The following is a 14,091-nucleotide window of genomic DNA, read 5'->3' as shown; positions in this document are numbered from 1 at the left end:
CTCAGGCCCCTTCGGTTTCGGAAAGCCCCTCATTACGGGCCACACGCGTCAGCCCGCGACGGCTTGGCGCTTCCATAAAGTCCAGCATTTCAGCAATGCGCTGCAAATGCCCATATTCACGGCGCACGTCCGCAAGTCGGGCTTCCAGCACCACATCCGTACTGCCATGACGCGGATAAAGCGTCCGGAACGCACGACGCATGGCCTGCATTTCTTCCGGGCCCACACCAGACCGCTTCAATCCGATCCAATTCAGACCGACCAAGCGGGCGCGGTTCCCAAGAACGCTTCCATAGGGAATGACATCCATCTCGACGCCGCAAACGCCACCAACAACAGCGCCGCGCCCAATGCGCACGAACTGATGGAGCGCTGCTGATCCCATAACCTTTGCATCATCAGCAATCTCGACATGACCACCCATGACAACATTGTTCACGATGATCACACGATCACCGAGAACACAGTCATGCGCCACATGAGCATTTGCCATAATCAGGCAGGACGCACCAATTTTCGTCAGAGCATGTCCCTGCGCCGTTCCACGATGAATGGTGACGTTCTCACGGATGATAGTTTTCGCGCCGATCTCACAAAGTGTCGGCTCACCAGCATATTTGAGGTCCTGCGGTGCCATCCCGATCGTGACGAACGGATAGACTTCCACTTCCTCACGCAGGGTCGTGTGCCCGTCGACAATCACCGAAGCATGCAGGTGCACACCGTCGCCAAGTGTCACATGAGGCCCGACGATGCACCAGGGGCCAATGCGAACATTTTCCCCAATTCGGGCACGTTCATCGACAAGAGCAGTCGCGTGAATCTCAGCGCTATCGGATCGTTTTCCTGCAATCTGCATCAGTTCAGCCCATGATCATGGCACTGAAGGTTGCCTCTGCAACAGCAACGCCGTCAACACGTGCAGTACCCTTGAATTTCCAGACGTTCGCCCGGGACCGTTCCTTGACCACCTCAATACGAAGCTGATCACCCGGCCCAACCGGACGGCGGAACTTGGCGCCTTCAATGGTCATGAAATACACCAGCTTTCCTTCGAAGGCCTTGCCAAGCGTCAGGACAACGAGCGTTGCCGCTGTCTGAGCCATGGCTTCGATCATCAGAACGCCTGGCATCACCGGATGGGAAGGAAAGTGCCCCTGAAAGAAGGGCTCGTTTACCGTGACATTCTTGATGCCAACAGCGGACTCACCAGCCTTGATTTCCTGCATCTTGTCGATCAGCAGGAACGGATAGCGATGAGGGATCGCCTGCATGATCTGCAGAATGTCGATGCTCTCAGGAACCTGGTGCGTTCCCGAAGCCCCTTCTGCCGGGGTCGTCTTTTCAGCCGGAGCGTCCACTCGATCCATTTTGTTCACCATGCCCTTCTAAGGGAAAATTTTGTCAGTTTTCTGCTCTCCGAGCAGTGCGGATGGCCTCCCTTAGCAAAACTGGCTACGGGATACCATCCGTCACCGGAAAGGTCAGTCGCCGCTTTTGCGGGAGAGCTTCCGCAAAGTGGCTACGTTCCGGAAGAATTCCCGGAAGGGCATGGCGGGGCTGCCGATAACATCCGCTCCCGCATCCACGTCAGACATGACACCGCACTGAGCCCCAACACGGGCCTTGTCACCGATCTTGATGTGACCGATCAGGCCGGCCTGAGCTGCAATCGTGACGAAGTCGCCAAGCTCGGTCGAGCCAGAAATACCAGCCTGTGAAACAACAATGCAGCATTTTCCGAGCTGAGCATTGTGTCCGATCTGAACCAGATTATCGATCCGCGTGCCTGCCCCAATGATCGTATCGCGCATGGAGCCACGATCAATCGTTGAGTTAGCACCGATCTCTACGTCGTCCTCAATAACAACCAGACCAAGCTGCGGCACGGTCTCGAAACCAGCAGGGCCGACAGCAAAACCAAATCCGTCCTGACCAATACGGGCGCCGGGATACAGTGTTACCCTGTTCCCGACACGGGCGTGCGTCAGACTGACATGGCTGCCAATGCGGCAACGCTCACCAATCTCGACACTCTGTCCAATCACGGCATGCGCACCAATCAGTGTGCCCGAGCCAATTTTCGCGCCGTCTTCGACAACAGCGAAAGCCCCAATCTCGACATTCTCACCGATCTCAGCCGTCTCACTGACATAAGCCGAAGGATGGCGAACACCCGTCGATGACGGTGCAGGATGAAAGAGCGCTGCAATGCGTGCCCATGCAAGGTATGGCGTTTTGCAGACAAGGCCCGCCGTATGTGCTGGCAGCTTGTCGGCAAAAGCCGGCGCAAGAATCACCACTCCTGCACGCGTTTTTTCCAGAAGAGGCAGGTAGCGGCGATTATCCAGAAAACTGACGTCTTCCGGTCCCGCAACGTGCAATGGGGCAACCCCGCGGAAACTGACTTGATCCTCCTGCCCTTCAGCAGCGGAACGAACCTCGCTTCCCGATACTTCCGCAAGATGAGCCAGACCAAAAGGTCCAGCTCTCAGGAAGAAGCGCTCATCACCAGGGCGGTTTTCGGTGAGTACCTTATCAGCCACGGGATCAGGCCTCAGTGATGCTGCCGGAGAACGGACTCAGGCTGCGCTGGAGCCGAAGCTGGCGCTGCCTGTTCAGGACCCTGCGGCGCACGCTGTTCGTCTGCCGTCGTTGGCATCTTGCCAGATTTGGCAAGTTGCTCAGGATCAACGCCTTCATCAGGAATAAACACGTGCGGCAGCGTCTTGTTCAGTTGGTTTGCCACTTCTTCCGTGATGTCCTGCTCGCCCACATGCAGGACAACCTGCTCGGCATGCAGAACCAGGTTCATGTTATGGGCACCAGCAACGGCGGCAATGATGCCGTTGCCCTGCTCAAGCTCACGCTCGATCTGGTGAAAGGCAACCTGCGCAGCTTCCTGAACAATGCGAGCCTGATTGCCAAAATCGCGCTGATCCTTGGCGCGGCGCTCCTGAAGATGGCGCTCACGAAGCTGGATCTGATCAGCTGTAAGACTGCGGGCTTCGGATTGCAGCTTCTGCTGCTCACCACGCCATGCACCCTCTTCACGCTGCACAGCTTGTGCAAGCTTGTCACGACGTGCGCCAAGAACCTGCTGGATCTCCTGCGCAGCAGACGACATTTGCATGACAGCCTGGACATTGATCACACCGATAACTGCTGCTGGCGGCGCAGCGCCCTTCGCAACAGTTGGCGGATTAGGGATCGGCGGCAAAGGCAGTACCGGTGGAGCCTGCTGTGCATTCGGAGCAGCCTGCTCGTCTTCAACAGGCGCCTCAGCCATGGGCACACTACGGCGAGGTGCCGGACGTGCAGCAGCCGGTGCATCCGGATGTGCGGCCTTGGGAACAAACCATCCACCGTTGTTGGCGGCCTGGGCGTGAGCAGCGGGTGCAACAGCAAGAACCGTCGCAGCCAGAAGCGCGCCGACCGAAGCCGGGCGCATCAGGGAAATAAAGGTCATAACCACCTCTGGGAAAGGGGATGGAATTGCTTGGAGCTCGAAATCAGACACGCAGTTCTTAGAACTGCTGTCCGAAGCCAAAGCGCAGCGGGTAAAGACGATCGCCCTTTTCCTTACGCAGCGGAATGGCACCATCAATATTCACAAGGCCGAACGGGCTCTTCCAGGAAATACCAAGACCCGTGGAAACACGCGGGATCATGGTGTCACCATTGATCGGGGTATAAGGATACCCGGCCTCGAAGCGGCGAGAATAGTCTGTGTACTTCTTCTGCACACGTACGCTCGACAGGCTACCAGCATCGACAAAGTAACGACCGGAAATACCAAGATCGTCACCCATAGGCATCGGGAAGTTCAGCTGTGCGGAAGCCGTGTACATGAAACGGCCACCCAGAAGATCTTCTTGCCCCTGACGCGGAAGATAATCAAGCGTCGGGCAGGACCCGCTGACATATGCGCCCGTACAGATATGGCCAGAACGCGGGCCTACACCACCCTGCAGGAAGCCTCGCAGGTTTTCACCACCAAGATAGAAGTTATCAATGATGTTGCGCTTGCTGTTGGAATCCCAGTCGCCCATGTAGCCCACGCCGCCCTTGAACTGCATGGTCCAGTCATGGCTGCCGGTAATGCTATCCAGCGGCAGGTAGTACGCGCCATCAGCCTTCACACGGAAATACTTGGCGTTTCCGCCAACACCCGCGAAATCACCACCCAGCTTCATCATGTAACCGTCATGAGGATTCATACGACGGTCACGGCGGTCATAGGTCAGGGAGGTGCTCAGCTGCGACAGAAGCGACCAACCTGCAGACTGCTGAACGTAAACAGACGGCACCCATTCGATATAGGACGGGTCAGCTGCAACCGTTGCGGCATCATAGAAGTTGCCAACCTGACGATCGACCAGCGTGTAGCTGAAGGACTGAGACAGATAGCGGTTATAGGCATAACCAAGCCGCAGGCTCATACCGTACTGGGATTCTTTGTAGCTCTGATACGTCTGGTAGTTGTTCTGGATGAAGTAGAAATCAGCGCCAGCCACCAGGTTACGGTTCAGGAAGTACGGATCCGTAATGGAGATGTCAGCCTGCTTCTCATAGTACGCAACCGTACCTGAGATACCGGCGTCAATACCCGTACCAAGCATGTTGTGCTGCTTGATGGACGCATTACCCAGCACACCAACGTCTGTGGAGTAACCACCACCCAGTGAGAACTCACCTGTCGGCTTCTCAACCACGTTGGCAGACACGTTCACACGATCAGGAGCGGAGCCCTGCGTCTGATCAACAGATACCGTGCTGAAATATCCGAGGTCCTGAAGGGCCAACTTGGAATATTTCTTGTCAAACGGGGTGTACGGGTCGCCCTCTGCCATGGGCAGGTTGCGTCGGATCACGTTATCCCGGGTGATGGTGTTGCCGTTGATGTCAATACGCTCGACATACACATGCGGCCCTTCAGTCACATCAAACAGAAGGTCAACAATCCGCTTTTCCGGATTACGGGCGATTTCAGAGCGCACCATCGCAAACGGATGCCCCTGAGCCTGCAACCACTCCTGCATGTTTGTCGTGTTATGCTGGATGGCAGTGCCGTCATAGATCTGATGCTTGAACAGCTCGATGTGCTTGCGCATCATTTCCGGCGTCACACGACGCACCGTGGAACGAACGTCCATCTTGCCAATGCGATACTGCTCACCTTCATGAATGGTGAACGTCACGTAGAAGGACTTGTGATCGGGAGAGAGCTCACCCGTCGCGTCGATCATGTGGAAATCGACAAATCCGTTGTGAAGGTAGAAGCGTCGCAGAAGCTCCGCATCGTACTTGATACGCTCAGGATTATACTCATCCGAGGATGAGAAGAAGCGATACCAGGTATTCTCCTTGGACGAGATCACCTGTGCCAGACGTGCTTCACTGAAAGCGTGGTTGCCAACAAAAACGATCTTGTGGATCAGCGTCTGCTGAGCCTCATTGATCTTGAAAACAACATCGACACGGTTGTGAGAGAGCTTGATGATCTGCGGCGTGACCGTCGCGCCGAAACGCGCCTTGCCTGCATACTGATTCAAAATCTTCTGACGGTCGGCAGCCGTGGTCTGAGACGAAAATACCGCACGGGGACGAAGACTGATTTCCTTACGGAGATCCTCATCCTTCAGGGCATGATTGCCTTCAAAGACAATACGATTGACGATCGGATTTTCAACCAGATTCACCAGCAGCGTATTACCATCGCGGTGAAGGGTGACGTCCTTGAAAAGGCCCGTTGCATAGAGCGTCTTCAGGGAACGATCCAGATCGTCCTGATTGAAAGAGTCACCCGGCTGAGCAACCATGTACGACAGAACCGTACTGGTCTCGATACGCGTGTTACCAGTGACCGAAATGGCCTGGATCACGTTGTTGCCTGAGGTTGCACCTGATGTCTGGTGCTGACGAGCAGAGCGGGCCTCCGCCACACCGAGAGCGGTCGGGAGAAGACATGCGGATGCCAGCAGCATCAAACGCATGTTCGGGGACCGGGAACCTCTTGACCGTGATCCTGACAAACCGGTTTTCCTTGTAACAGATTTTTCGCAGGCGCCTGACACGCTACGCCATTGGCGGAGGTATCCGAAAATCCCCCCACCATGCAAGATCTCCCTTCACTCACGAAGAGTTACCGGGCGTATCTCACATTAGCTTCCTGCGTGAAACATCCAGTGAAACAGACCCAGATTCGTGAGATCATTCACTGTTGAAAAGAGGAAAAGCGCGCCGATAAGCGCCATTCCGACCTGCATGCTAACTTCCTGAACACGTCGTGAAACCGGGCGTCCCTTAATGGCTTCGACAGCATAAAAGATCAGTCGTCCACCATCGAGAACCGGGATCGGAAACAGATTAATCAGCCCAAGATTGATGGAAAGAAGCGCCATGAACGACACAATACTGGCCAGGCCATAGCTGGCGACCTGTCCGGAGATCTGCGCGATTCGGATTGTTCCACCCAGTTCCCGTGCACTGCGCTGCCCGGAAATGATCTGCCAGACCCCCTGCAACGTCCGCACTGACATGGTCCAGGTTTCCTGAACACCCATGACCGCCGCCTTGATCGGCGAAACCGGTTTCCCCGGAGAGGCCGCGAAACCAACGCCCAGAACACCAGTCGGATGGGAGCCAGCCTTTACGCTGCCAATTGTCACGGGCAACGTCAGATCCTGGCCATTCCGGCGCACTTCAAGTGTGGTCTCAGCGCCTGGTCGTGCCGCTACCGTCCCCATGACATCTTCAGGACCGGAAATGGACAGCGAGCCAATCCGGGTAATGACATCACCTGTTTTTACACCCGCCTTCTCTGCAGCACTGCCTGCCACAACCTGGGAAATATCCCCGCGAAGCTGCGGCTTGCCCACCGTTGCGAACAGCAGGGTAAACGCCACAATCGCAAACAGAAAATTGAATACCGGCCCCATCACGATCACCAGCGCGCGGGAACCGACAGGCTTGTCATGAAAGGTACGCCCGGGAATCCAGGCCGCTTTCTGCTCATCCGTGGCATCGTCAGGGCCTTCAAACCCGTGCGGTTTGACATACCCACCGAGCGGAATCGCGCTCAGGCGCCATTCAGTGCCGGATTTGTCATGCCACCGGCGAAGAGCAGGCCCAAAACCGATGGAGAATGTCTCAACCTTTACCCCGCGCCACCGGGCAGCAAGGTAATGGCCCAACTCGTGGATAAACACGAGAACACCAAGAATCAGAACATAGGCAAGAATGGTACGCAGAAAATCATGCATGCAGGGCAGTCTCGCTTACTGTGTTCCGCAGTCGGCCGCTTTCGCGAAGAATATGCTCTTCTGCCAATGCCCGACCGCGCGCATCCCATTCCAGGACTTCATCCAGCGTCGTCAGTTCAGGATTTTCCGTCATGGCCTGAAGAGCGCTATCGATGGTTTCACCAATACCAAGGAACCCTATCCGACGGTTCAGAAAAGCGTCCACGGCAACTTCGTTGGCTGCTGAGAAAACTGCGGGAGCAGCCCCTCCTGCCCTGAGAACCTGACGGGCAAGTCGCAGGGGAATAAAGCGCGTCTCATCTGGGGCCTCGAAATCGAGGCGCCCGAAAGCTGTCAGATCCAGACGCTGGCATGGTGTTTCCATGCGGTCAGGCCATGCAAGAGTGTGAGCAATGGGGATACGCATGTCTGCTGACCCCATCTGCGCGACCAGACTGCCATCCCGGAACTGAACAAGCCCATGCACCACAGACTGAGGGTGCACCAGAACATCAATCCGGTCTTCTGTCAGGCCAAACAGACGTGCGGCCTCAATAACCTCAAGGCCCTTATTGGCCATGGAAGCCGAATCAATCGTGATTTTCGCACCCATCGTCCAGGTAGGATGCTTCAGCGCCTTTTCAAGCGTCGCATCACGCATCTCTTCCAGAGTGGACTGACGGAAGGGGCCGCCTGAAGCTGTCAGCACGATCTTTTCGACCGTGCTCATGTCACAACCACCCAGAGCCTGGGCGATCGCATTATGCTCTGAATCGACGGGAAGAAGCGTCGCACCAGCTTCGCCAACAGCCCGGAGCATCACATCGCCTGCACAGACGAGAGCTTCCTTGTTGGCGAGCGCGATTGCATGACCATTGCGTGCGGCAGCAAGTGTTGGCTCCAGACCCGCTGCACCTGTGATGGCAGCCATGGTCCAGTCCGCTTCCATCGCACCGGCCTCGATAACGGCCTGACGCCCGGCTGCGGTGCGGATACCGCTCCCTGCCAACCGTGCTTTCAGATCGTCATGCAGGCTCTCATCGTGAATGACAGCAATTTCAGCGCGAAGTTCACGAGCCTGCTCCGCAAGAAGGGCAACATTACGCCCCCCGACCAGCGCCCGCACTTCAATATCGCCGCCCATCTGCTTGAGTAGATCGACCGTCGAAGTCCCGATGCTACCTGTACTGCCCAGAACGCTGATCCGCCGAGGCTTGGTCACAGAACCGTCAATCATGAGAAGATTCCCCCTGAGGAATGATACGATGCGCAGACCCGCCTATCAGATCCGCAGGAGTGGCAGACCAGAACACCTGCCCTGCAACTGCCAGTGACAAAAGCGCGGCAAGCGGTGCCGCAGCCAGTAGGCCATCAAAACGATCCAGCAGGCCGCCATGGCCTGGAATCAGACGGCCGGAATCCTTGACGTTCAGTCTACGCTTGGCCGCACTTTCAAGCAGATCACCACTCTGGGAGAAAACACCCAGAACCGCCCCCCACAGAAGACCACCACCCACAAAGCCTGCTCCAGAAAGCCAAGCCACCATTCCCCCGGCAAAAGACGCACCGATCAGGCCGCCAATTGCGCCCGAGCGGGTTTTTCCGGGAGAGATTGAAGGGGCCAGTTTAGGGCCACCAAAGATGCGGCCTGTCAGATAAGCAAAACTGTCGCTGGCGATCACAACGCACAGCACGAACAGAACGCTCACCAAACCATAGGGCAAATGCCGAAGCCAGAGGAGCGAGAGACCGCCCAGAATGGAGACGACAACAGGAATACAGGCTGGAATACCAAAGATGAGGCTTGGCCAAACCATCCAGAATGCGCCGCTCCATTCACCGCGAAGGGCCGCAACCCCAGACACCATCGGCCAGAGAAGAAGGAGGACGCCACGCCAGGTGTGTAATGGCTGCTTGATGAGGGTAAGCCCTTCCCAAACCAGCCCGAACATGGCCAGCAGGATGAGAGCGTTATAGATCATGCCGCCTTGCCAGAGGCATCCCCCGGCAACGACAACGAGAATGACAGCTGACGTCAGACGCAGCTTCAGATCAGACCACCGGGACGATCCGCTCATGCTGGCCGACCGCCAAAACGGCGCTGCCGTCCGGCAAAATGCGAGAGAGCCTGCACGAACTCAGCTTCCCCGAAATCCGGCCACAAGACGTCCATGAACACCAGTTCCGCGTAAGCACTCTGCCAGAGCAGAAAGTTGGAGAGACGACATTCTCCACTTGTCCGAATAACGAGATCCGGATCTGGCATATCGGACGTCTGAAGCGCCTGATCCAGACGCTCCTCAGTAATATCCGACGATGCCAATGTTCCATTGGCAACCTGATCCGCAAGACGTCGTGCCGCCTGAACGATATCGGCTCGTCCGCCATAGGACAGGGCGAGCGTCAGAGTCAGGGTCGTGTTGGAAGCAGTCTTTGCTTCCGCACGGCGCAATTCCTCGCGCAATGCTCCTTCGAACCGCTCAGGCTCTCCGATAACGCGCAAACGCACCCCTTGCTCATGCAATTCATTGAGCTTGTGGCGCAGATAGAAACGCAGGAGCGATGTCAGGTCACCGACTTCCTCAGCAGACCGCCGCCAGTTTTCCGAAGAAAAAGCGTAAAGCGTCAGATAGCGCACGCCCTGACGAATGGCCGAACGAACGCAATCCTGCACAGCCTCGGCACCTTTCCGATGCCCGGCTGCAACTGGCAAATTGCGCGAGCGCGCCCAACGCCCATTCCCGTCCATGATCATGGCGACATGGACGGGAACAGCCGCGCCTTCCCCCTCTCTTGATGAAAGAGACGGCGTGCTGGTCTGAGGAAGAGATCCCATTGTCAACGAAAGTATCAGACCTGTTTGATCTCGCGTTCTTTCTCCGCGAGAATATCGTCAACTTTCTTGACGTACTGATCTGTCAGCTTCTGCACGGAATCCGTCCAGGACTTCATGTCGTCCTGGCTGATGTCACCCTTCTTTTCGAGCGACTTCGTCTGTTCCATGCCGTCACGACGAACACCACGTACAGCGATCTTACCGTTTTCGGCATAACGATTGGCTGCGCGCGCCAGTTCGTTACGACGCTCTTCCGTCAGCACCGGAATGGGAACGCGGATCGTCTGACCGTCAGCAGCAGGGTTAAGACCCAGGCCACCATCACGGATGGCACGTTCCACTGCACCAACCAGCGTACGATCCCAGACGGAGACCGTCAGCATCCGGGCTTCCGGAACAGCGATAGATCCCACCTGAGAAAGCGGCACTTCGGAGCCGTAGGCTTCAACCCGGATCGGCTCCAGCAGGTTCGGGCTGGCACGACCAGACCGCAGGCCAGAGAGGTCACGACGCAGACTCTCAATCGCACCATCCATACGGCGCGTGAGGTCAGCCATCAGGTCTTTCAGGTCAGCAGACATTAAGCTGTTCCTTTCTGAATCAACGTAAGTTCAGGAGAATATCCTGAAAGGTTCGTTAAAAATGAGGCGATCAGCCTGCTTCGATAACCCGTGTAAAGCGACCTTCGCCACGCACAACGGCTGCAAACGCGCCAGGAGCATGCATGTTGAAGACCACGATGGGCAATTTATTTTCACGGGCAAGACTGATCGCTGCGGCATCCATGACATTCAACTGACGAGCCAGAACATCCATGTACGTCAACTGATCATAACGCACGGCATCAGGATTACGACGCGGATCATCGGAATAGATGCCATCAACCTGCGTTCCCTTGAACACGACGTCGCATTCCATTTCATTGGCACGCAGGGCGGCAGCTGTATCCGTCGTGAAGTACGGGTTGCCCGTTCCGGCAGCGAAGATAACAACGCGCCCCTTCTCCATATGACGGACTGCCCGACGACGGATATAGGGCTCGGCAATCGCGGCCATCTGAATGGCCGTCATGACGCGCGTTTCAAGCCCCTGACGTTCAAGGCCGTTCTGGAGCATCAGTGCGTTGATGACTGTTGCCAGCATACCGGCATAGTCACCCTGCGCACGATCCATGCCACGTGCCGCTGCGGACAGGCCACGGAAAATGTTGCCACCACCGACAACGAGGCAGACCTGCACACCAGACGCCACAACTGCGGCGATATCGGCGGCGACCATGTCCACCATTTCCGGGTCCACTCCACCCGAGCCCTTACCCATCAGGGCTTCACCTGACACCTTGAGCAGAACACGTTTGTAGGAGGGGCTTTTGTCTCGTTGTTCGGTCATCGTGCCCGTCTCTTGCTGGATTTGTGGTGACTTTGCGCCTGTCATACAGACGCAGAGGGCTTGGAACAAGCGATGTCAGACACGAGGCTTCTTATGAAAAGCCCCGTTGACAGCGTTTCCACCCTGTTACTCTTCGAGGCCAATCGCCCTCAGGCGTGCCTTCTCTTCATCCCAGCCTGCCCGCTCCTTGACGTTCAGGAAAAGATGGCAGGTTCGCTCAAGTAGGCCCTGAAGCTCCATTCGTGCTCGTGCACCAATGGATTTGATTTTATGGCCGCCTTCGCCAATCAGGATCGCCTTATGACCCGGGCGTGACACGTAGATTGTAACTTCCACGCGCACTGATCCATCGGGGCGTTCCTTGAAGCTCTCGGTCTCGACCGTCGCCTGATATGGAATCTCTTCATGCGTCTGCATGAAGATCTGTTCGCGCACCAGTTCAGCCGCGAGAAGACGATCCGGAAGATCCGTCAGATCATCTTCCGGATAGAGATACGGGCCTTCCGGCAGCTCACGTGCCAGATGATCCATCAGGTCATCAACACCGTCTCCGGAACGGGCGCTCAGCATGAACACATATTCAACGCTGATCAGGCTGCTGACATCCTTCGTCAGCGGCAGCAATTCTTCAGCACCAACAAGGTCCGTCTTGTTCAGAACAAGCCAGACTCTCTTGCCGCTACCCGCAAGCTTGCCAATGATCTCACGGACATCATCCCGCAAGCCGGCCTTGGCGTCGATCAGGAGAAGCGTCAGATCGGCATCCTGAGATCCCGTCCAAGCCGCGTTGACCATGGCCCTGTCAAGCCGACGGCGCGGCTTGAAAATACCGGGCAGATCCACAAGGATGATCTGCGCATTGTTGCGAACCACAATTCCCAACGTGCGAAAGCGTGTCGTCTGAGCCTTGGGGCTCACAATCGACAGTTTGGCACCGGCAATCCGGTTCAGAAGTGTTGATTTTCCAGCATTCGGGGACCCGACAAGGGCCACGAAACCGCAGCGTGTGGTCATGTACCAATCCTTTTCCACATGCGCCTCACGACGCTACGTTCTGACCAAGACGTTTCAGAAGATCTATTGCCGCCGCACTTTCGGCCACTCTCTTACTGCCTGCTTCTCCATGCCCCGTCAGGCCAAATGCCTGAACGGCCACACGAAACACGGGCGCATGAGACGGCCCCTCTGCGGCGAGGAGTTCATATTTCGGGAGCGGGAGCCCTTTGGACAGGAGATATTCCTGCAAAAGGGTCTTGGGCTCTTTGTGAGGGCGGGCATGACTGTCGATCCGCCCTTCCCACTGTTGACGGACGACACGCCGTGCAGGCTCCAGCCCGGCATCCAGATAAAGCGCACCTAACAGCGCTTCCATGGCATCGGCCCGGATGCTGGACAGGCGCCGAATACCGGCGGCCTCTTCATGCGGCGAAATCGTCAGAGCCGAAGACAAATGGATGTTATCCGCGATTTCGGCCAGAACCGGCCGGGAAACAAGATGGGCATGCCTTGGACCCAGCGCGCCTTCCTGCTCCAGCGGATAGTGCTCGAACAGCCACTCCGCCATCAGAAGGCCAAGCACCCGGTCTCCAATGAATTCCAGTCGCTCGTTCGAACCGGTTCCCTTAGGGCCCTGCGTGCGTTTGCCACGACGAGGATCACGCCCACTGACCGCTGAACGATGGGTCAGAGCTTCCACGAGCAGATCCCGGTTCGCAAAGCGATGACCGAGCGCCTGCTCCATGGCCTCCATGGCCTCTTCCTGTGAAAGTTTCATGTGACAGGATGCAGAAAACGGTTCCAGCGAATTTCGACCGGCCAGTACCAGAACTGCCATGCCGGATGCCGCAAATCCATGGAGAACAGAACCAGCGGCGCCCGCCCTACAAGGTTCTGCATCGGGACATAGCCGAGATCATCCGGACCATCGCCCTGAAAACGACTGTCAGCGCTGTCGTCCCGATCGTCCCCCATCGCAAAGAAATAACCCTGCGGCACGACATATTCTGGCGTGTCGTTGGCAAAGCCTTCGTCCGTCAGCTTGAGAATATCATGCTCAACAGGAGGGCGCCCGGCACTCCCAGGCAGCGCTTCCCGATATCGGTCACCGCTCAGCAGACGGTTATTTTCGTCGACAACCTCGTAATGCCCCAGGGACGTCCGCGGCACTTCAATTCCATTAAGGAAGAGCTTTCCGCCCGTCATCTGAATGTGGTCACCCGGCAGCCCGACAATCCGCTTGATGTAATCAACGGAGGTATTCTGGGTGAACCGGAAAACAGCCACATCGCCACGATGCGGCTCAGAGCCCATGATCCGTCCGTTAAAGAGATTAGGCGAAAACGGAAACGAAAACCGTGAATAGCCGTAGCTGGATTTCGATACCAGAACGAAATCACCGATCTGCAAGGTCGGGATCATCGAGCCTGAGGGGATATTAAACGGCTCAAACACCAGAGAACGCACGGCGACGACAGCCAGCACCATAAGGGCAAGCCAGCGCACGCTCTCTCCCAGAGATTCTTCACGGGCCGCCGGCTTTGCACCAGCCTTCTCTGAACCCTTCACGGGGCTTTTCTCCTGAGTCATGGGACGCTCTTAACGCAGCTTGCCCGCAATGGCGAG

At 56.7% G+C, this 14,091-nt stretch carries 14 protein-coding genes; all 14 read right to left on the bottom strand.

The genetic code is table 11. The features are described 5' to 3' along the window. Position 1: 1 nt before the first annotated feature. Positions 2-859: an acyl-ACP--UDP-N-acetylglucosamine O-acyltransferase gene (gene lpxA, locus R5H23_RS06310; protein WP_046899779.1), complete on the bottom strand. Its 858-nt coding sequence runs from the start codon at positions 857-859 to the stop codon at positions 2-4. Positions 860-863: 4 nt separating this feature from the next. Further along, positions 864-1,382, bottom strand: coding sequence for a 3-hydroxyacyl-ACP dehydratase FabZ (gene fabZ, locus R5H23_RS06305; protein WP_317214842.1), 519 nt, complete (start codon positions 1,380-1,382; stop codon positions 864-866). Positions 1,383-1,484: 102 nt separating this feature from the next. After that, on the bottom strand, positions 1,485-2,546 hold the full coding sequence (gene lpxD, locus R5H23_RS06300; RefSeq protein WP_203548448.1) for a UDP-3-O-(3-hydroxymyristoyl)glucosamine N-acyltransferase: 1,062 nt from the start codon (positions 2,544-2,546) through the stop codon (positions 1,485-1,487). A gap of 11 nt (positions 2,547-2,557) precedes the next feature. Then, positions 2,558-3,469, bottom strand: a complete 912-nt coding sequence (locus tag R5H23_RS06295; protein ID WP_174694768.1) for an OmpH family outer membrane protein — start codon at positions 3,467-3,469, stop codon at positions 2,558-2,560. Positions 3,470-3,527: 58 nt separating this feature from the next. Beyond that, a complete protein-coding gene (gene bamA / locus R5H23_RS06290) occupies positions 3,528-5,996 on the bottom strand; it encodes an outer membrane protein assembly factor BamA (protein ID WP_086634460.1) in 2,469 nt (822 codons plus the stop codon). Positions 5,997-6,164: 168 nt separating this feature from the next. Beyond that, positions 6,165-7,265, bottom strand: coding sequence for an RIP metalloprotease RseP (gene rseP / locus R5H23_RS06285; RefSeq protein WP_317214839.1), 1,101 nt, complete (start codon positions 7,263-7,265; stop codon positions 6,165-6,167). After that, positions 7,258-8,481, bottom strand: a complete 1,224-nt coding sequence (gene dxr / locus R5H23_RS06280) for a 1-deoxy-D-xylulose-5-phosphate reductoisomerase (RefSeq protein ID WP_317214837.1) — start codon at positions 8,479-8,481, stop codon at positions 7,258-7,260. The genes rseP and dxr overlap by 8 nt, the downstream gene beginning before the upstream one ends. Then, positions 8,474-9,322, bottom strand: a complete 849-nt coding sequence (locus tag R5H23_RS06275) for a phosphatidate cytidylyltransferase (RefSeq protein WP_317214836.1) — start codon at positions 9,320-9,322, stop codon at positions 8,474-8,476. Before R5H23_RS06275 ends, dxr begins: the two co-directional genes overlap by 8 nt. Beyond that, positions 9,319-10,080, bottom strand: coding sequence for a polyprenyl diphosphate synthase (gene uppS / locus R5H23_RS06270; protein WP_086634456.1), 762 nt, complete (start codon positions 10,078-10,080; stop codon positions 9,319-9,321). The genes R5H23_RS06275 and uppS overlap by 4 nt, the downstream gene beginning before the upstream one ends. A 14-nt stretch (positions 10,081-10,094) precedes the next feature. After that, on the bottom strand, positions 10,095-10,661 hold the full coding sequence (gene frr, locus R5H23_RS06265; RefSeq protein ID WP_046899786.1) for a ribosome recycling factor: 567 nt from the start codon (positions 10,659-10,661) through the stop codon (positions 10,095-10,097). A gap of 70 nt (positions 10,662-10,731) precedes the next feature. After that, complete coding sequence (gene pyrH / locus R5H23_RS06260; RefSeq protein WP_086634455.1) at positions 10,732-11,469, bottom strand: UMP kinase; 738 nt, start codon at positions 11,467-11,469, stop codon at positions 10,732-10,734. Between the two features lie 126 nt (positions 11,470-11,595). Further along, positions 11,596-12,483, bottom strand: a complete 888-nt coding sequence (era, locus tag R5H23_RS06255; protein WP_046899788.1) for a GTPase Era — start codon at positions 12,481-12,483, stop codon at positions 11,596-11,598. Between the two features lie 25 nt (positions 12,484-12,508). Further along, complete coding sequence (gene rnc, locus R5H23_RS06250; RefSeq protein WP_046899789.1) at positions 12,509-13,243, bottom strand: ribonuclease III; 735 nt, start codon at positions 13,241-13,243, stop codon at positions 12,509-12,511. Then, positions 13,240-14,034, bottom strand: coding sequence for a signal peptidase I (gene lepB / locus R5H23_RS06245; RefSeq protein WP_083956265.1), 795 nt, complete (start codon positions 14,032-14,034; stop codon positions 13,240-13,242). The genes rnc and lepB overlap by 4 nt, the downstream gene beginning before the upstream one ends. Between the last annotated feature and the right edge of the window lie 57 nt (positions 14,035-14,091).

It is taken from the genome of Gluconobacter sp. GP1, assembly GCF_032913585.1.
In the GTDB taxonomy this organism is placed as follows: domain Bacteria; phylum Pseudomonadota; class Alphaproteobacteria; order Acetobacterales; family Acetobacteraceae; genus Gluconobacter; species Gluconobacter cerinus.
The sequence above is the reverse complement of the archived record's forward strand: the minus strand, read 5'-3'. Positions and strand labels throughout refer to the sequence as shown.